Origin of the sequence: Lysinibacillus sp. FSL W8-0992 (genome assembly GCF_038008685.1) — a bacterium.
Taxonomy (GTDB): domain Bacteria; phylum Bacillota; class Bacilli; order Bacillales_A; family Planococcaceae; genus Lysinibacillus.
In genome coordinates this window covers 4269362-4289979 of the sequence record NZ_JBBOZQ010000001.1, presented here as the reverse complement: position 1 = coordinate 4289979, position 20618 = coordinate 4269362, and the positions used below count along the sequence as shown (strand labels likewise).

Below are 20618 nucleotides of genomic sequence, written 5' to 3'. Positions count from 1 at the left end.
TAGCAATTGTTCTCTGTTTGCAAAAAAATAAAGGAGGAATTAACAAATGGTTGAATATAAAGAAACGTTACTAATGCCGAAAACAGATTTTCCAATGCGCGGAAATTTACCAGCGAATGAACCAAAAATGCAAGAAAAATGGAATGAGATGGACATCAATAAACTACAAATGGAGCGTACAGCAGGTCGCCCTGAATATGTTCTACATGATGGCCCTCCATATGCAAATGGTGATATCCATATTGGTCACGCCTTAAATAAAGTGCTGAAAGATATGATCACACGTCATCGCTCAATGACAGGTTTCCATGTCAACTATATTCCTGGATGGGATACACATGGTTTACCAATCGAGCAAGCTTTAACGAACAAAGGTGTAAAACGTAAAGAAATGTCTATTGCTGAATTCCGCGAGCTTTGCGAAAAATATGCATATGAACAAATCGACAATCAGCGTGAGCAATTCCGTCGTTTAGGTATTCGTGGTGATTGGGAAAACCCATATATTACGTTAAAACCAGAATTTGAAGCACGACAAATTGAAGTGTTCGGTAAAATGGCTGAAAAAGGCTATATTTATAAAGGCTTAAAACCCGTGTATTGGTCACCATCTTCAGAATCTGCATTAGCAGAGGCTGAAATTGAATATAAAGATGTAAAATCAGCTTCTATTTATGTTAGCTTTGCGATTAAAGATGCAAAAGGTGTTGTCCCAGCTGATGCGAAATTTATTATTTGGACTACTACACCTTGGACATTACCAGCGAACTTAGGGATTTCTTTAAATCCGGAATTCATTTATGTTGTTGTTGCAGTAGCGGATAAAAAATTCATTATTGCGAAAGAATTGCTTGAAACAGTTGCAAAAGAGCTTGATTGGGAAACTTATGAAGTTATCCAAGAAGTAAAAGGAGAAGCATTAGATCGCATCGTAGCACAACATCCATTCTACGACCGTGAGTCCCTTGTAATGGTCGGTGAACACGTTACTGCTGAGGCGGGTACTGGCTGTGTTCATACTGCTCCAGGACACGGTGAAGATGACTATCAAATTGGTAAGTTATACGGTTTACCAATTCTAAGTCCAGTGGATAACAGTGGTTGTTATACTGACGAAGCACCAGGCTTTGAAGGTGTTTTCTACAATGATGCAAACAAAATGGTTACTGCTAAATTAGAAGAAGTTGGCGCATTAGAAAAACTAAACTTCTTTACGCACTCTTATCCACATGACTGGCGTACAAAAAAACCAGTAATTTATCGTGCTACACCACAATGGTTTGCGTCAATCGATGCTTTCCGTGATGAATTATTAGAAGCGGTAAAATCGACAACATTCACACCTTCTTGGGGCGAAACACGTCTTTATAATATGATTCGTGATCGTGGAGACTGGGTTATTTCTCGTCAACGTGCATGGGGTGTACCAATTCCAATTTTTTATGCTGAAAATGGTGAGCCGATTATTACGCCAGAAACAATTGCACGTATTTCTACATTATTCCGTGAGCATGGATCAAATATTTGGTTCCAAATGACGGCTAAAGAATTATTACCAGAAGGCTTTACACATCCAGGTAGTCCAAATGGTGAATTCACGAAAGAAAACGACATTATGGACGTATGGTTTGACTCAGGATCATCTCACCAAGGTGTGCTAGTTGAACGTGGTATGAAATATCCAGCTGATCTTTACTTAGAAGGATCTGACCAACATCGTGGTTGGTTTAACTCGTCGTTAATTACGTCTGTGGCGATTAATGGCTATGCACCATATAAAGGTCTATTAACGCATGGTTTCGTTCTAGATGGCGATGGTCGCAAAATGAGTAAATCACTAGGAAATGTAATTATTCCACAAAAGGTAATGGATCAATACGGTGCTGATATTTTACGCCTATGGGTAGCTTCTGTAGATTATACTGCCGATGTTCGTATTTCAATGGATATGTTAAAGCAAGTATCTGAAGTTTACCGTAAAATCCGTAATACATTCCGTTTCTTACACGGCAATGTAGCTGATTTCAATCCATTGAAAGACCGTGTACCATATGCGGATTTACGTGAAATGGATCAATACATTTACATGCGTCTACAAGATGTATTAAAAACAGTTCGTAGCGCTTATGATCGTTATGATTTTGCTGCTGTCTACCATGCAGTTAATAACTTTGTTGCTGTAGAACTATCTTCATTCTACTTAGACATCGCAAAAGACGTTGTTTATATTGAAGGTCATGACAATCACGATCGTCGTGCAATGCAAACGGTTATTTACGATACATTAATGACATTAGTAAAAATCATGACACCAATCATTCCACATACAACAGATGAAGTTTGGTCTTATTTACACGCACAAGGTGTTGTCGAAGAGGTATCAGTTCAATTAACGGATTTCCCATCTGTAGTTGAGCAAGCAAACTTCGATGAGTTACGTGAAAAATGGGAAACAATTATCGATGTACGTGATGATATTTTAAAAGCATTAGAAGAAGCTCGAAATGCTAAAACAATCGGTAAGTCTCTTGAAGCGAAAGTAACAGTTTATGCAAAACCAGAAGTATTAGCATTATTGAATGATGCAAACATTGATTTTGCTCAGCTTTCAATCGTTTCTGCTTTTGAGGTAGCACCAATTGAATCAGCTCCTGCTGAAGCGCTAGCTTTAGAACATGTATCAATTGTTGTTGAAAAAGCAACAGGTGAGAAATGTGAGCGTTGTTGGTCAATTTCTGCAACAGTTGGAACAAATGAAGCGCAACCAACAGTATGTGCTCGTTGTGCAGAAGTTGTTGAAAAGTATTACGTATAAAATTTCATGAAATAAAAATGAGTAGTCGATGATGAAATCGACTGCTCATTTTTTATATGAATGGATAGCTGTGAACATACCGATCTAAAGTTAAGTACGATAGTGGAAAGTAACGTTGAATAGGAAGTAAGCGAGGGTGTCTGCACGAAGCTGTTTTGAAAACCGAGCATTCAGTATATTTACTTAAACAATATTTCGATTGTATTGCGGTAGTCAGTTGGAGAAATCCCTACATATTTTTTAAATGTAAGACTGTAATAATTGGGTGTATTAAAGCCAGAACTTGCTGAAATTTTTTCAATAGTGTAGTCAAATTTCCGTAAATAAGGGAGTGTTTTAATTATGCGAGTATACGCTACATAATCAACAAAATTACGACCAGTCTCTTTTTTAAATAAGCGACTAAAATGAGTAGGACTAAAATTAATTGATTTGGCGACATCACTAATAATTAGTTGCTCATCATAATGGTCCTCAATATATTGAATAGCCTTTTGTAGCTGTTCATGCTTCGTTAAGTCCTCATAAAATCGTATATGAATATTATCTACAGGTGGCTTTCTACGTGCTTTTCTAGCCTGACTGTAGGATTCTTTAACTTGCAAAGATTGCAAAAACACACCACCAATTCCTATAAAAAGGTGGATATTATAATCTCTTTTTAAAAGCTCGATAACGGTCAATAAAGTGGTGACACCATCTGACCAATGTTTAAATGATGTATACGTATGGGGAATTCGCATCAGCAATAATAAGTAACGCTCGAAATTTAAAAAGGACAGGGGTGCTTTGTCCGAAAAATGCTGACGAAAGACTTTGGTAATTACACTACTTGCATCGTACAGTATCGGTCGGTTTTGCTGAGCATCTACATAGCCTTGGATTAAAAAAACGATATTTGGAATACAGTCAGTTGATAAAAATGAAGAAGCTTGGACAATTTCCTGTTCGTTATTAATTTCACCCCGTATGAGTCGTCTCAAAAAAGCTTCGCGAAATGGTGACGTATGATTGTGTGGGATTTGTTGTGATAGCTCAAGCATCGTAACGGTACTTGCTTGCTGATCTTTATAGGATGTATAAAGCTTTTTTACAATTCGTAAAAATTTTTGTTTTTGCAAAGGTTTAATAAGAAGTGCTAGTAAATTTAATTCAATGGCAATACCTGCTGAATAGGTTAAGTGTACTGCAACAATAGGGACAATAATACTATTAGGATAATTTTTCTTTAATCGTTTGACCTTAACCCAATCAAATAAATGGTTAATTTCATAGACGAAAATTGCCACCTCTTGTGTACTCGGTTGTGTACATTCAGTAAATGTATTTGGGAGAAACTCTTCTAGCCATCCTATCATTTGCTGTTTTTCAATTGAATTCTCAACGTACCATACGACGCTTAAAATGCTAAACAGCCCCTTTCTAAAATCAAAAAATAAAAAGAAGATTGATAAAAGTATTTTAACTTAAAATAGCAATATTTTGTACTAATACAGCAAAATATTGTACCTATATTATTAGAAAAATAGAATAGAATAGTTGTAGTGAATAATAATTTGAAATTTCAGATAATTATTCACCTAGACTAAAGGGGGTTAGTAATATGGCGGGGAGTCATGATTATGAGTATGTGGAAGCTGGAACTGTGGATGTCAGAGAGTTGCCACCGTTAGATCCGACGACGCATAAAATTATGAAGGATGAGTTTACTACAGGCTTTAGCTTAACGGTATTTTATTTTATTTTAATTTTTAGTATCCCAGTAATGAATTGGTTTGCTCCTGAAATTGCATTTAAGAAAGTATGGGGAGGCATGACTGTAACTTGGTTTGTCACAACAATTGTCATGATGGTGATGGCATTTGTTATTGCATATGTCCATACGACTTTGTATGAAAAGCGCTTGAAAAAATATGAAATGTCAAATAAGTAGTTCACTACAGGGGGTAGGTTGAATGATTGAGACGATTTTAGAACCTAAAATGTTGTTGACAATTGCACTAATGGGAACCATTGTGTACATTACGTATTTAACGAAAAAAAATACAACGGCATCTGATTTCTTCGTTGGGGGACGGAGCTTTGGATGGTTTACGAATGGATCAGCTATTGGGGGAGACTACTTAAGTGCAGCTACATTTTTAGGGATTGCTGGTTTAACATTTCAGCTAGGCTATGATGGTGCCTATTATGCATTTTGCTTCTCAATTGGCTTGACGCTATTAGCCATTTTTGTTGCGGGGCCATTAAGACGTTTTGGAGCATTTACTGTGGCAGACTTTTTAGCCTATCGCTTCCATAGTAGACGAGCTCGTTTAGCTGCAGTAATTGTTGTTTTAGCGATTTCAGGCTTCTATGCGGCACCACAGCTGTTAGGAGCAGCACAAATATTAAGTATGTTTTTTGGTACATCCTATGAATTCGGTATTATCTTTACATGTGTAGTGATGATTTTCTACGTAGGAATAGGCGGAATGAAAGGGACGACAATTAACCAAGCATTAGAGCTTTGGATTCGTCTAGGAGCATTCATTGTAATGCTAGTTGCAGCAATGTATGGGGGCTTGCATTACGATAAAATTTTAGCAGCCATCAATTCCTTTAATGGTCCGATTACAGGTACATCACCTTATGCATTGGATGGTAGTGATATCAATTTTGATGGTGCGGCATGGACAGGGACAGGCTTTTATTTCCCGACGTTTTGGCAAACGATAAGTATGACAATCGGTTTAGCGCTAGGTACTATTGGATTACCGCATATTTTATTGCGTTTTTATACGAATCCAAGTGCTAAGGCTGCCCGTAAATCCGCTTTGATGGCCATCGGAATTGCCAGTACGTTCTTCTTGTTAGCAGTATTTTTAGGCGTTGTTGGCCGTGCTATTTTCATTTCAGGTAGTGCAAGTGAAGAAGTGATGAGAGATTTAGTACTTGGTGGCAATAACATGGTTATTCCAACAACTGCGCTTGCCTTAGGAGGCGATTGGCTTCTCGGTCTTGTTATTGCAGGGGCATTCGCTGCAATCTTCTCTAATTTATCAGGACTATTCATTACAAGCTCGGGCGCATTAGCACATGATTTATACGCTAGCTTTATGAAAAAAGATATTACGCAAAAACAGCGAGTAGTTGCCGGAAAAGTAGCCATTGTTATTTTAGGTATTCTTTATGGTGGACTAGGTTTACTCGTTAAGGATGCATCGATCGGTCATTTAGTCGCTTTAGCATTTACGGTTGCTGCGAGTACATTTACACCGATTTTTATATTAGGTATTTGGTGGAGAGGTATGACAGAAAAAGGAGCTATTGCTGGATTGGTGATTGGCCTTGTTGTGTCCATGTGGATGATTTTCTTACCAGGAACACTGCCGAGTTTCCTACAATTTAAAATCCCAGGTATTGTAACAGTACCAGTAGGTTTCCTTTCTGTCATTATTGTGTCATTGTTAGATCGTAAAGTACCTGCTGATGTAAATGATTTTATGAAGCGCGTACACTCGAAAGAATCTGAAACTGCATAAGTCCTGATACAACTTTCACTATTTAGTAATAGATTGTAACAACTTAGACGGTAGATTAACTCAAAGAAGTTTGAGTTGGTCTACTGTCTTTTTATTTTGAGTCAATCAATTAATGCTTCTTTTAAAGTAATGTGTCCGCAATTGTCTATTGGACTATGCAAAGTTGGATATTTTTCACGAGGCAAGTCCCAACACAGATACTTTTGTGAGGAAACGCAAAAAGAGTTATCATCACCTCATGTATTTTTTAGGAGCAGTATATTTTATTAGCAGGCGATACTAGACTGGAAGGCGCGACACTCCTGCAGGAACAGCACGAGCGGAAAATCCATTTTTGCGGCAGAAGCCGCAAAAATTAGTTGGAGCCGTGCCTGCGAAAAGGGAGCGTCTAGAACGGAAATCAACGGCTTCCTATTTTGCGTAGAAGACGTCTAAAATAGGGGACAACTTATTGAACTTTTTTTGGACAAGGCATGGCGTTTATGTGATTTTATTGACTGAACGATTGATTAAGCACTCCGATTATTACTTTTGGACCGCAGCCTTGTGTTTCCGTCATATTTTCATGTTATATTAGTTATTGCTATATAAGCTCTTATGGTAGAATAGGTTAGATGTTGAGTGATCGGAGGAATAGCTGTGTATAAATATTATGGATTGGCCGCTTTTGTGATTATTTTAGATCAATGGACAAAATGGCTAATTGTGAAAAATATGGAGTTTGGTGAGCGCATTTCCGTATGGGATCCATGGTTTGGCATTTTATCTCATCGTAATAGAGGGGCAGCATGGGGAATGCTTGAGGGGCAAATGTGGTTGTTTTCTATTGTAACAATAGGCGTTATTTGTGCCATCATTTACTTTTATCACAAAGAAGCAAAGGGCAAGCCTCTTTTTCAAGTGGGTTTAATGCTTTTATTGGGCGGCGCCATTGGTAACTTTATTGACCGTTTATTTAGAGGAGAAGTAGTAGATTTTGTCGACGTATTAATCCCTATTATGAATTACGATTTCCCAATTTTTAATATTGCGGATGCAGCATTAACAATTGCCGTTGTCGTATTAATGATTGGTTTAATCGCCGAAGATAAAAAAGAAAAGAAACAGGTGAAACAATGACGCAAGTATTATATACAATCGAAGAACAACAGCAAGGAGAGCGCATTGACAAAGCGATTTCAAGTATACAGACAGAGTGGTCTCGTACACAAATTAGCAATTGGATTACAGAAGGAATTGTCAAAGTAAATAGTGAGACAGTTAAAGCGAAATATAAGGTAAAAGCAGGCGATGTTGTAGAAATCATCGTGCCAGAAGCAGAGCCATTAGATGTAATTGCTGAAAACCTAGCACTTGAAATTGTTTATGAGGACGCAGATGTGCTCGTTGTTAACAAACCAAAGGGTATGGTTGTCCATCCAGCACCTGGTCATATGGCAGGTACACTTGTAAATGGTTTAATGTATCACTGTAAAGATTTATCGGGCATTAATGGTATTTTACGCCCTGGTATTGTACACCGTATCGATAAAGATACATCCGGTTTACTGATGGTAGCAAAAAATGATGTTGCGCATGAATCATTAGTCGATCAACTTGTTAAAAAAACAGTAACGCGTAAATATACAGCTCTTGTTCATGGACATATTGCACATGATAAAGGGACAATTGACGCACCGATTGGTCGTGACCAAAAGGATCGTCAAAAACAAGCAGTTGTTGATAAAGGTAAACATGCAGTAACACACTTCCAAGTTATTGAACGTCTCGGTGAATACACACTAGTAGAATGTCGTCTTGAAACGGGCCGTACACACCAAATTCGTGTGCATATGAATTATATTGGATTCCCTCTTGTTGGTGATCCAAAATATGGACCGAGAAAGACAATTGATTTTGGTGGACAAGTATTACATGCAGGAGTTTTAGGATTCAATCATCCTACAACAGGCGAATATATGGAGTTTGAAGCACCACTTCCTGTTGATTATGTACAATTATTAGATGAATTACGAAATAAGGATTGACGAATATTTAAAGAAGGTCTATACTAACGAAAGTGAATGAATGACTTTAACTTAATATTCACCTTTAATGGCAGTCCAGAGAGGCTGAGAAGGTACATGTGAACGTGTTGCTAAAATTTGTGCTGCAAATTTTTCCAACATGCTATTTAAACACGTACTCAACCCTCTCAGGCTATTCGCCTCGAGAGGTTTTTTTATGCCGTTGTAATGATGCTTTACCACTTAGGAAGCATCCCGTAACAATTCGATTGTGCTAAACAGCTTTCCAGAGGTAATACTCTAATAAAAGTTGCGCATAATGGACAACACTGAAAATAGATACAAGAGAGGAGGACAAAAGATGTCAAAAAATGAGCTATTAGATGGGCCATCTATGACAAGAGCATTAACACGTATTGCACATGAAATTATTGAACGTAATAAAGGCATTGATGAATGTATTTTAGTTGGTATAAAAACGCGCGGTGCCTTTCTAGCGAGACGCTTAGCGGAGCGTATCGAAAAAATAGAAGGTAAAGCCATTCGTACAGGGGAGCTTGACATTACTCTTTACCGAGATGATTTATCGACAAAGCATGAAAATGAGCAAGCTCATGTCGAGCAAGTGGATATCAATTATGTAGTTGCCAACCAAAAAATTATTTTAGTCGATGATGTACTATATACAGGCCGAACAGTCCGTGCTGCATTAGATGCCATAATGGACTTAGGAAGACCAGCACAAATTCAACTGGCAGTGTTGATTGATCGAGGACACCGAGAGCTACCAATTCGAGCTGACTATGTTGGAAAAAATGTTCCGACATCTGGCACAGAGCGCATCGTTGTCAATTTAACTGAAGTCGATGGTGAAGATTGCGTCATTATTTATAAAGAAGACTAACTATAAAGTGAGGAAATGTTATGTCAAAGGCAGTATTAGATGTAAATGACAAACCGACCCCAGTCCAATTGGTGACATTAAGTTTCCAACATATGTTTGCCATGTTTGGGTCAACGATTTTAGTACCACAGCTTGTAGGCCTTAGCCCTGCAATTGCCCTTTTAACAAGCGGAATTGCAACATTGTTCTTCCTATTAATAACGAAGTTTCAAGTACCAGCATATTTAGGCTCATCGTTTGCCTTTATCGCACCAATTTTACTTGCCGCAGGCGGTTTAGATGACAATGGCTTAAGTGTCAACCCAGGTAACGCCATGATAGGGGCAATGGCCGTCGGTGTAACCTACGGCATTGTGTCACTCATCATTTGGAAGAGCGGCTATAAATGGATTATGAAAATCCTTCCTCCAATCGTAGTAGGCCCTGTTATTATGGTTATCGGCCTTGGCTTATCAGGAACAGCGGTGGGCATGGCAATGAATGTTGATGGAGAATATAACTTACTGCATTTCTCAGCAGCACTTGTCACACTATTTACAGCAATTATTTTTACAATCTTCTTTAAGGGGATTTTAAGTACAATGCCGATATTAATCGGCCTGATCGTTGGCTATGTTTACTCCATTTTAATCGGTATCGTCAACTTCGAACCGATTAAAGAGGCAAAGATGTTTGCAGTACCACATTTCATCATTCCTGGTGTAGATTATGACTTTACGATTACATCAACGATTTTACTAGCGATGGTACCGATTGTCATTGTAACAATTTCAGAGCATATCGGTCACCAGCTCGTGCTAGGAAAAGTAGTGAATCGCGATTATATTAAAGAACCAGGCTTACATCGTTCATTACTAGGTGATGGCTTTGGGACATTAGTTAGTGCATTCATTGGTGGTCCACCAAAAACAACGTACGGTGAAAACATCGGTGTTCTTGCTATCACACGAGTTTACAGTGTGTATGTAATAGCAGGAGCGGCAGTAGTAGCGATTTTCCTGTCATTCTTCGGGAAAGCAATGGCAGTGATTGCAACAATTCCAACAGCTGTTCTTGGCGGAGTTTCCATTCTGCTGTTCGGTATCATCGCTTCAAGCGGTCTTCGTATGTTAGTAGACAATCATGTCGACTTTGGCAACAGCCGCAACCTAGTGATTGCCTCTGTTATTCTAGTAATAGGTATCGGCGGTGCGAAATTTATCGTCACAGAATCACTAAGTTTAGAAGGTATGGCATTAGCAGCGATTATCGGAGTTGTGCTAAATGCGGTTTTACCTGGTAAAAAAGAAGCCGATCTACCAGTACCTTACAATCAAAATAATAATTCATAGTAGTACCTTTTAATGAATTGTCCAGAGAGGCAAAAAAAGGGAAGTAGTGGACAAGCGATAAGTAGGCATAGAGCTTACTATAGTTTGTCACGCCTCCTTATGCCTCGCTGATGACATCAGCGGGGCTTTTACATTATTTAGACACTTAAATAATGAAGAACGTCATACATAGACGTTCATGACACACAATCTAATGGAGGTACATGATGAAGAACTTATTATCAATGGAACATTTAACAACTGAAGAGATTAGCAGCATTTTACATCGTGCGCAGGCTTTTGAAAATGGCGAAACATCATCGTTATCTCGTGCTTACAACGTTGCAAACTTATTTTTTGAACCGAGTACTCGAACGAAAACAAGTTTTGAGATGGCAGAGCGGAAAGTTGGCTGTACTGTAATCCCGTTCGACGCAAGCTTTTCAAGTGTGACAAAGGGAGAAACAATGTACGATACAGTCAAAACATTAGAAATGATTGGCATAGATGCGGTCGTTATCCGAGCACAAGAAGATGAATATTATAACGAGCTACTAGAAGGCATTAATGTTGCAGTTATAAACGCAGGAGATGGCGCTGGTCAACATCCATCACAATCATTGCTGGATTTGTACACGATAAAAAAAGAGTTTGGTTCTTTTGAAGGGTTAAATATCACAATCGCTGGGGATATATCTCATAGTCGCGTTGCGAAATCAAATGCTTCGGCGTTACAACGACTAGGAGCAAATGTGCATTTTCTTTGCCCGGAAGATTGGGCAGGGGATTTTAAAGCACATCATTCTTGGGACGATTTAATCGAAATAAGCGATGTCATTATGTTACTTCGTGTACAACATGAACGTCATAAAGTAAATAAAAGCTTCTCAAAAGAAAGCTATCATGAAGAGTACGGATTGACAGTGGAACGTGAGAAGAAAATGAAGGAAAAGGCAATTATTATGCATCCAGCGCCAGTTAACCGTGATGTAGAAATTGCATCAGAGCTAGTCGAAAGCGAACGTTCTCGAATTTTTGATCAAGTTCGCAATGGTGTATATACGCGCATGGCAATTATTGAAACGATTTTACAAGGGAGAGAATAACATGACAAAAGTACTTCAAAATGTGCAAATGTTAAATGAACAAGGTGAACTGCATACGGTGAATATCGCCATGGTAGATGGCAAAATTACTGCCATTGGACAAGATGTCAATGTAGCTGGTGCGGAAATTATCGAAGGAAACGGTTTAGTTGTTGCTCCAGGCTTTGTAGATGTGCACACACATTTGCGTGAGCCAGGCTTTGAACATAAAGAAACAATTGCCACAGGCTCTGCATCTGCAGCAAAAGGTGGTTTTACAACGATTTGTGCAATGCCAAATACGAAACCAGTGCCTGACACTGTAGAAAACATGCAACTAATTAACGGTCTTATTCAAGAAAGCGCAGTGATTCGCGTACTACCATATGGCTCGTTAACACAAGACATTTCAGGTGAAGTTCGTACGGATATCGAGGAATTAAAAGCTCATGGTGCTGTAGCATTTTCAGACGATGGAGTAGGAATCCAATTAGCATCAACGATGTATGAACAAATGCAGGATGCGGCAAAGCATAACGTGGTTGTTGTAGCACACTGTGAAGATAATTCATTAATTTATGATGGTGTCATGCATGAAGGCAAGCGCAATAAAGAACTAGGACTACCGGGTATTCCATCCATTTGTGAATCTGTTCAAATTGCGCGCGATGTTCTTCTTGCAGAAGCTGCGGGCGCACGCTACCATGTGTGCCACGTATCAACAAAAGAATCAGTGCGTGCAGTACGTGATGCAAAAGCTGCAGGTATTCGTGTCACTGCTGAAGTTTGTCCACACCACTTATTACTTGAAGAGATGGACATTCCATCCGATGATGCTAACTGGAAAATGAACCCACCATTACGCGGCGCAGACGATAAAGATTCTCTACACGCAGCACTACTTGATGGCACAATCGACTGCATCGCAACAGATCATGCACCACATACAATAGAAGAAAAATGTTGTGGTATGGTTGGCGCACCGTTCGGCATCGTCGGCTTTGAAACAGCATTCCCACTGTTGTATACACAATTTGTTGAGACAGGGAAATGGACTTTAAAGCAATTGATAGATTGGATGACTGTGAAAGCAGCACAAATTTTCGACTTACCATATGGAACGTTACAAGTTGGTGCATCAGCGGACATGGTTTTAATTGATGTAAAGAAAGAACAAACTATTGATGCAGAAGGTTTTGTATCAAAAGGTCGCAATACACCTTTCAATGGTTGGGTCGCAAAAGGTTGGCCAGTAATAACAATTTTTGAAGGCAATATCGTATACCAGGAGGCAGAGTAATGAAAAAACGTTTACTTATTTTAGAAGATGGCACAGTATTTACAGGCACAGCGTTCGGTAGCGAGCGAGCTTCACAAGGTGAGGTCGTATTCACAACAGGGATGACAGGATATCAAGAAACGATTTCAGACCCTTCATTCTACGGACAAATCGTAACGTTAACATACCCACTTATCGGTAACTACGGTATTAACCGTGATGATTTCGAATCAATCACGCCAGCAATTCGTGGATTTGTAGTCCGCGAACTAGCAAAAACACCGTCAAACTTCAGATGTGATTTAACAGTTGATGAATATTTAACATCAAAGGATATCCCAGGGATTGAAGGGATTGATACACGTAAATTAACACGCATTATTCGTAGCAAAGGATCTGTTAAAGCGATTTTAACTGCGGCTGACGAAGAAGTGAATGTAGAAGAAATCGTCGCAAAACTACAAGCGACACCAGCGATTACGCATCATGTTCGCGAAGTAACGCCAAAGGCTGCTTATCCATCACCAGGTCGTGGTAAACGAGTAGTATTAATTGACTACGGTATGAAGCATGGTATTCTTCGTGAATTAAATAAACGTGATTGTGATGTACTAGTCGTACCTTACAACACACCAGCAGCAGAAATTTTAGCATGGCATCCGGATGGTATTATGCTGTCAAACGGCCCAGGAAATCCTGAAGACGTTGCAGAAGGTATCGAAACGGTACGCAATTTAATCGGAAAAGTGCCAATGTTCGGTATTTGCTTAGGTCATCAAATCTTCTCATTAGCGAGTGGCGCGAAGTCATTTAAATTACCATTCGGTCACCGCGGAGGTAACCACCCGGTAAAAGATTTACGCACAGGTCGTACAGACATAACATCTCAAAACCATGGCTATGCAATCGATATTGAGTCATTAAAAGATACAGATTTAGAATTAACACATGTCGCATTAAATGATGGTACTTGTGAAGGTGTACGTCATAAGAAATATCCGATTTTCACAGTACAATATCACCCAGAAGCATCACCAGGACCAGAAGATTCAAACCACTTATTTGATGAATTCATTGAAATGATGGAAGTAGAAGCAGGGAAGGGGAAACAACATGCCTAAACGTACAGATATAGAAACTATTTTAGTAATCGGGTCTGGCCCAATCGTCATCGGACAAGCAGCAGAATTTGACTATGCAGGAACACAAGCTTGTCTTTCATTAAAAGAAGAAGGCTACCGCGTTATTTTAATAAACTCAAACCCTGCAACAATTATGACAGATACTGAAATTGCAGACAAAGTTTACATTGAGCCAATCACACTTGAATTTGTATCACGCATTTTACGTAAAGAACGTCCAGATGCAATCCTACCAACACTAGGTGGTCAAACAGGTTTAAATATGGCAATCGAGTTAGACAACTCAGGTATTTTAAATGAACTAAATATCGAAATTCTTGGTACAAAACTAGATGCTATCCATAAAGCAGAAGACCGTGATTTATTCCGGAACTTAATGTACGAACTAGGTGCACCAGTACCGGAATCAGACATTATTCATAACTTAGATGAAGCGAAAAAATTTGTCGCAAAAATCGGTTACCCAGTAATCGTACGTCCTGCATTCACACTTGGTGGTACAGGCGGCGGTATTTGTTATAACGACCAAGACCTAGAGGAAATCGTCACATCAGGTTTAAAATATTCGCCAGTTACACAATGTTTACTTGAAAAATCAATCGCTGGCTTGAAAGAGATTGAATATGAAGTAATGCGTGATGCAGCTGACAATGCGATCGTTGTTTGTAACATGGAAAATGTCGATCCAGTAGGTATTCATACAGGTGACTCAATCGTAGTAGCACCAACACAAACACTTTCTGACCGCGAAAACCAAATGTTACGTAATATCTCATTAGATATTATTCGTGCACTAAAAATTGAAGGTGGCTGTAACGTACAGTTAGCCCTTGATCCATATAGCTTCAACTACTATGTAATCGAAGTAAACCCACGTGTATCTCGTTCATCTGCATTAGCATCAAAAGCAACGGGTTACCCAATCGCGAAACTGGCAGCAAAAATTGCAGTAGGCTTAACGTTAGATGAAATAAAAAATCCAGTGACAGGTTCAACGTATGCTTGCTTTGAGCCAGCACTAGACTATATCGTAGCAAAAATTCCACGCTGGCCATTCGATAAATTCGAATCTGCAAAACGTAACCTAGGCACACAAATGAAGGCTACTGGGGAAGTTATGGCGCTTGGTCGTACGTTCGAGGAAGCAATGCTAAAAGCTGTCCGTTCTCTTGAAACAGGTCAAGTTCATCTAGAGTTGAAACATGCTGAAGATAACTCTGATTCTTGGATTGAAAAACGTATCCGTAAAGCAGGCGATGAACGCTTATTCTTCATCGGAGAAGCATTGCGTCGTGGTGTAACAATCGAACAAATTCATGAATGGTCTGCAATCGACTTATTCTTCTTAAATAAATTCAAAAACATTGTAGATATGGAGCAAACACTTGCTGACCATAAAAACGATAAAGAAGTATTACGTACTGCAAAACGTCTAGGCTTTGCAGATAAAAAAATTGCTGAGCTTTGGGATACAACGCCAGAAGCAATCTATGCATACCGTAAAGAAAACGGTATTATCCCTGTCTATAAAATGGTGGACACATGTGCAGCAGAGTTCGAATCAGAAACACCTTATTTCTACGGCACTTATGAGGAAGAAAATGAATCAATCAAGTCTGAAAAACCATCTGTTATCGTATTAGGCTCAGGTCCAATCCGTATCGGTCAAGGGGTAGAGTTCGATTACGCTACAGTGCACTCAGTTTGGGCTATCCAAGAAGCAGGCTATGAAGCAATTATTATTAACTCAAACCCAGAAACAGTATCAACAGACTTCTCGATTTCAGATAAGTTATACTTCGAGCCATTAACGATTGAAGACGTAATGCACATTATCGATTTAGAACAACCAATTGGCGTAGTTGTACAATTTGGCGGTCAAACAGCTATAAACTTAGCTGATAAAATAGCTGCAAATGGTGTGAAAATTTTAGGTACATCGCTAGAAGACATCGATCGTGCTGAAAATCGTGATAAATTTGAACAAGCTTTACATGCATTAGACATTCCACAGCCTCCAGGTGAAACAGCAGTATCAACAGAAGAAGCGCTTGTGATTGGTAAACGCTTAGGCTTCCCAGTGCTAGTACGCCCTTCATATGTACTTGGTGGACGTGCAATGGAAATTGTTTATAACGAAGAAGAATTACAACATTATATGGAGAATGCTGTTGAGGCTTCACCTGACCACCCAGTTTTAGTTGACCGTTACTTAACGGGTCAAGAAATTGAGGTAGATGCGATTTGTGACGGTGAAAATGTATTAATCCCAGGTATTATGGAGCATATCGAACGTGCAGGGGTACACTCTGGTGACTCGATTTCTGTATACCCACCACAAAAATTAACACAAGCGCAAAAAGATACTTTAGTCGATTACACGACTCGTCTAGCAAAAGGACTTGGCATCATCGGCTTAATGAACATCCAATATGTAATTTCACAAGGTGAAGTGTATGTGATTGAGGTAAACCCTCGCTCATCTCGTACAGTACCGTTCTTAAGTAAAATTACGAACATTCCAATGGCTAACATTGCAACGAAAGCGATTCTTGGTAAATCAATCGTAGAGCAAGGCTATCCAACTGGCTTAGCGGCAGAGCAAAAAGGTGTGTTTGTTAAAGTACCAGTATTCTCATTCGCAAAATTACGCCGTGTGGACATCACATTAGGACCTGAAATGAAATCAACAGGGGAAGTAATGGGTAAAGATGCAACATTAGAAAAAGCCCTTTACAAAGGCTTAGTTGCAGCTGGCATGGAAATTCGTACAGAAGGCACAGTATTATTCACTGTATCTGACAAGGATAAAGAAGAAGCAATTGCACTTGCAAAACGTTTTTCAACAGTTGGCTACCGCATTGTAGCGACAGAAGGTACAGCACAAGCATTTGAAGCAGCTGGCGTTCGTACAGATGTAGTAGGTAAAATCGGTGCAAAAGGACAAACGTTACTAGACTTAATTCAAAATGGTGAAGCTCAGTTAGTAGTCAACACATTAACAAAAGGCAAGCAACCAGCTCGTGATGGATTCCGAATTCGTCGTGAGTCTGTAGAAAATGGTGTACCTTGCTTAACGTCATTAGATACAGCAGAAGCAATGCTTCGTGTAATTGAATCAATGACATTTACAGCAGAACAAATGCCGAAAGCGGAGGTAGTACATTAATATGATTCGTCAAGAGAAAATGACGGTCGTCTCTCAAAAGCAAATTGCGACAAACATTTTCGAATTGACACTTCATGGTGAACTGGTTCAGGATATGACTCCTGGCCAGTTTGTCCATGTAAAGGTGTCAGATTCATTGGAGCCGCTTTTACGTCGACCTATTAGTATTGCAAACATAGATAAAGACAATAGTGAATTTACAATGATCTATCGTGCGGAAGGTCGAGGAACACAAGTGTTAGCGACAAATCGTGAAGGACAGTTAGTCAATGTTCTTGGCCCAATTGGTAATGGCTTCCCAGTTGATGCTGTAAAGACGGGCGGGACGGCATTGTTAGTTGGTGGCGGCATCGGTGTACCACCTTTACATGAACTATCAAAACAGCTTAATGCTCGTGGTGTGAAAACAATCCATGTATTAGGCTTCCAAACAGAAGATGTTTGCTTCTATGAGGAAGAATTTAATGCACTTGGTGAAACACATTACGTAACTGTAGATGGATCGAAAGGAACGAAGGGCTTTGTAACAAACGTGTTAGAAACGCGTGCGCCGGAGTTTGATGTGTTCTATTCTTGTGGCCCTCTACCGATGCTCAAAGCGTTAGAAGGCTTCTACCCGGAAAAAGAAGGCTATTTATCGTTTGAAGAGCGCATGGGCTGTGGCATTGGAGCGTGCTTTGCATGTGTGTGCAAGACAACCGATCAAATTGAAAAAGACTATGTCAAAGTATGCTCTGACGGTCCAGTATTCCCGAAAGGTACGGTGGCATTATGAGTCGTTTAAATATCCAAATACCTGGCTTAAATTTAAAAAATCCAATTATGCCAGCTTCAGGCTGCTTTGGCTTTGGTCGTGAATATGCTCAGTTGTACGATTTATCGAAGCTTGGCGCTATTATGATTAAAGCAACAACAGTGGAAACAAGACCCGGCAATCCAACACCACGTGTAGCGGAAACAGCAGCAGGGATGCTAAATGCCATTGGCTTACAAAATCCTGGTATTGAAAAAGTAATGAATGAAGAATTAAAGTTTTTAGAACGCTATGATGTGCCAATTATCGCCAATGTAGCTGGTACTGAAACTGCAGATTACGTGGAAGTTGCACGTCGCATCTCTGCAGCGCCAAATGTAAAAGCGCTAGAACTGAATATTTCTTGCCCGAACGTCAAATGTGGGGGCATTCAATTCGGTACTGACCCAGCAACAGCACGAGAGCTCGTTGCAGCAGTAAAAGCTGTTTCTGAAGTCCCTGTTTACGTGAAATTATCACCAAATGTAACGAATATCGTAGAAATCGCTCAAGCAGTTGAAGCTGGTGGAGCGGATGGAATTACGATGATTAACACATTAATTGGCATGCGTTTGCATGAACGTACAGGTAAACCAGTAATTGCAAATGGTACAGGGGGCTTATCTGGCCCTGCAGTAAAACCAGTTGCCATTCGTATGGTATATGAGGTATATAAAGCCGTCAATATTCCGATTATTGGAATGGGCGGAGTGAGCGAAGCGCAAGATGTCATTGACTTTATGTCAGCAGGTGCATCAGCAGTCGCAGTTGGGACAGCCAATTTTGTTGACCATTTCGTTTGTCCAAACATCATTGAGGAGTTACCAGCAAAGCTTGACGCATTAGGCGTAGAGCATATTACGGACATAATCGGAAGGAGCCATCGTTAATGAATACAAAACCAATACTAGCACTTGATTTCCCAGGTGAAGCGGAAGTTTTCAAGTTTTTAGCACATTTTCAAGAGCCTCTTTTCGTAAAAATTGGTATGGAGCTTTATATGCAGGAAGGTCCTGATATTGTACGTAAAGTGAAGGATTTAGGGCACGATATTTTCCTAGATTTAAAGCTACATGATATTCCAAATACTGTTGGCTCTGCGATGAAGGGCTTAGCAAAATTAGGAGTAGATTTAGTCAATGTACATGCTGCAGGTGGGCGTCCAATGATGGAAGCTGCACTCGAAGGACTAGAAGCGGGTACACCAGCAGGTCGAGAACGTGCAGCATTGATTGCTGTGACACAACTAACATCTACTACGGAAGCGCAAATGCAAGCAGAGCAAAAAATTGCGTTAACATTACAAGAATCTGTACTACATTATGCTAGCTTAACAAAACAAGCGGGCTTAAATGGTGTTGTCTGCTCAGTTCATGAAGCACAGGCAATCGCCGAAGTGTGCGGTGAGAACTTCTTACGCGTCACACCAGGTATCCGTTTAGCTGGTGGTGATGCACACGACCAAAAACGCATCGCTACGCCAGATGGTGCAAAACGTGATGGATCTTCATTAATCGTAGTAGGGCGTGCCGTAACAGGTGCCCAAGATCCAGTAGCAGCATATAAAATCGTAAGTGAATTATGGGAGGCAACAAAATGACATTACAAAACGAAATCGCACACGCTATGCTAAAGGTTGGCGCAGTCGAATTAAATCCAACAGATCTTTTCACATGGGCATCGGGCATTCAATCGCCGATATACTGTGATACACGCTTAACTATTTCAGATCCAGTGATCCGTAAGCAATTGGCAAACGGCTTAGCGAAAATTATTAAGGAAAATTTCGAAGGTACAGAAATTGTAGCTGGTACTGCTACAGCAGGTATTCCACATGCTGCATGGGTAAGCGATATTTTAGACTTACCAATGGTGTACGTGCGTTCAAAAGCAAAAGAGCATGGTCGTGGAAATCAAATTGAAGGAAAATACGCAGCAGGCCAAAAAGTTGTTGTAGTAGAAGATATTGTGTCAACAGGTGGTTCTTCCATTACAGCAGTAGAAGCTTTGCGTGCAGCGGGGTGTGAAGTACTAGGTGTTGTTTGTGTCTACACTTATAATTTGCCACGCGCTGAGCAAGCGTTTGAAGAAGCGGGCATTCAATATGTATCTTTAACTAACTTTGATTTTCTAATTGAAGCAGCAAACGAATCAGGTGCGATTAAAGAAGAAGATATTCCATTTTTAAAAGACTGGCATGCAAAACTTAAAGCTGGAACATTATAAGTTTAATAAATCAGAAAAACGAATAATAAACGATCACGGGTAAATTAGCCAGTGATCGTTTTTTTTTTATAAAGATGTACGTTTAGAAAAATTTATAAAAAAATAGTTTTTTACTGTAGCAAAAAGTGCTTTTTGTTGTTAATACTTTAAACCGAAAAATTATATAAAAATAATTATTGAATATTTAAAATAAACAGAAATATCGAATTGTTCCTATAATCTTCAAGTTTACCAAATAAAAGAATGAATTAAGAGAGAAGAGCATGAAATACAGTTTAGAATATTAGTATATTTAAATAATAAATAATTGATGGATAATAGAAAAAATAAGAAGGGAAGCAAATGGATGTTTAAAAAGAATAGAA

At 39.4% G+C, this 20618-nt stretch carries 16 protein-coding genes; 15 read left to right on the top strand and 1 reads right to left on the bottom strand.

Annotated elements, in window-relative coordinates; translation table 11 throughout:
• Window positions 1-46: 46 nt before the first annotated feature.
• The gene (gene ileS / locus NSQ74_RS21395) at window positions 47-2815 is read left to right on the top strand and encodes an isoleucine--tRNA ligase (protein ID WP_340825974.1); all 2769 of its coding nucleotides are present in this window, start codon (window positions 47-49) and stop codon (window positions 2813-2815) included.
• A gap of 179 nt (window positions 2816-2994) precedes the next feature.
• Here ileS and NSQ74_RS21390 read toward each other — a convergent pair whose 3' ends face one another.
• Window positions 2995-4173, bottom strand: coding sequence for an AraC family transcriptional regulator (locus NSQ74_RS21390; protein ID WP_340825972.1), 1179 nt, complete (start codon window positions 4171-4173; stop codon window positions 2995-2997).
• Window positions 4174-4418: 245 nt separating this feature from the next.
• Between NSQ74_RS21390 and NSQ74_RS21385 the strand changes: the two genes are divergently transcribed.
• From NSQ74_RS21385 to pyrE, 14 genes are all read left to right on the top strand, one after another.
• A complete protein-coding gene (locus NSQ74_RS21385; RefSeq protein ID WP_340825970.1) occupies window positions 4419-4748 on the top strand; it encodes a hypothetical protein in 330 nt (109 codons plus the stop codon).
• A 22-nt stretch (window positions 4749-4770) separates the two neighbouring features.
• On the top strand, window positions 4771-6339 hold the full coding sequence (locus NSQ74_RS21380) for a sodium/solute symporter (RefSeq protein ID WP_340825969.1): 1569 nt from the start codon (window positions 4771-4773) through the stop codon (window positions 6337-6339).
• 639 nt (window positions 6340-6978) lie between these two features.
• The gene (gene lspA, locus NSQ74_RS21375) at window positions 6979-7458 is read left to right on the top strand and encodes a signal peptidase II (protein ID WP_340825968.1); all 480 of its coding nucleotides are present in this window, start codon (window positions 6979-6981) and stop codon (window positions 7456-7458) included.
• Complete coding sequence (locus tag NSQ74_RS21370; RefSeq protein WP_340825967.1) at window positions 7455-8366, top strand: RluA family pseudouridine synthase; 912 nt, start codon at window positions 7455-7457, stop codon at window positions 8364-8366. Before lspA ends, NSQ74_RS21370 begins: the two co-directional genes overlap by 4 nt.
• 340 nt (window positions 8367-8706) lie before the next feature.
• Complete coding sequence (pyrR, locus tag NSQ74_RS21365; RefSeq protein WP_340825966.1) at window positions 8707-9249, top strand: bifunctional pyr operon transcriptional regulator/uracil phosphoribosyltransferase PyrR; 543 nt, start codon at window positions 8707-8709, stop codon at window positions 9247-9249.
• A 20-nt stretch (window positions 9250-9269) separates the two neighbouring features.
• A complete protein-coding gene (locus tag NSQ74_RS21360; protein WP_340825965.1) occupies window positions 9270-10580 on the top strand; it encodes a solute carrier family 23 protein in 1311 nt (436 codons plus the stop codon).
• Between the two features lie 206 nt (window positions 10581-10786).
• Complete coding sequence (locus NSQ74_RS21355; RefSeq protein ID WP_340825963.1) at window positions 10787-11665, top strand: aspartate carbamoyltransferase catalytic subunit; 879 nt, start codon at window positions 10787-10789, stop codon at window positions 11663-11665.
• 1 nt (window position 11666) lies between these two features.
• Window positions 11667-12944, top strand: coding sequence for a dihydroorotase (locus NSQ74_RS21350; RefSeq protein WP_340825962.1), 1278 nt, complete (start codon window positions 11667-11669; stop codon window positions 12942-12944).
• Window positions 12944-14044: a glutamine-hydrolyzing carbamoyl-phosphate synthase small subunit gene (gene carA, locus NSQ74_RS21345; protein ID WP_340825961.1), complete on the top strand. Its 1101-nt coding sequence runs from the start codon at window positions 12944-12946 to the stop codon at window positions 14042-14044. Before NSQ74_RS21350 ends, carA begins: the two co-directional genes overlap by 1 nt.
• Entirely contained in the window at window positions 14037-17234 is a 3198-nt protein-coding gene (carB, locus tag NSQ74_RS21340) for a carbamoyl-phosphate synthase large subunit (protein ID WP_340825960.1), read from the top strand. The genes carA and carB overlap by 8 nt, the downstream gene beginning before the upstream one ends.
• A 1-nt stretch (window position 17235) precedes the next feature.
• Window positions 17236-18009, top strand: a complete 774-nt coding sequence (locus NSQ74_RS21335) for a dihydroorotate dehydrogenase electron transfer subunit (protein WP_340825958.1) — start codon at window positions 17236-17238, stop codon at window positions 18007-18009.
• Window positions 18006-18917, top strand: a complete 912-nt coding sequence (locus tag NSQ74_RS21330; RefSeq protein ID WP_340825956.1) for a dihydroorotate dehydrogenase — start codon at window positions 18006-18008, stop codon at window positions 18915-18917. The genes NSQ74_RS21335 and NSQ74_RS21330 overlap by 4 nt, the downstream gene beginning before the upstream one ends.
• Entirely contained in the window at window positions 18917-19627 is a 711-nt protein-coding gene (gene pyrF, locus NSQ74_RS21325) for an orotidine-5'-phosphate decarboxylase (protein WP_340825954.1), read from the top strand. The genes NSQ74_RS21330 and pyrF overlap by 1 nt, the downstream gene beginning before the upstream one ends.
• A complete protein-coding gene (gene pyrE / locus NSQ74_RS21320; protein ID WP_340825953.1) occupies window positions 19624-20253 on the top strand; it encodes an orotate phosphoribosyltransferase in 630 nt (209 codons plus the stop codon). Before pyrF ends, pyrE begins: the two co-directional genes overlap by 4 nt.
• Window positions 20254-20618 lie beyond the last annotated feature (365 nt).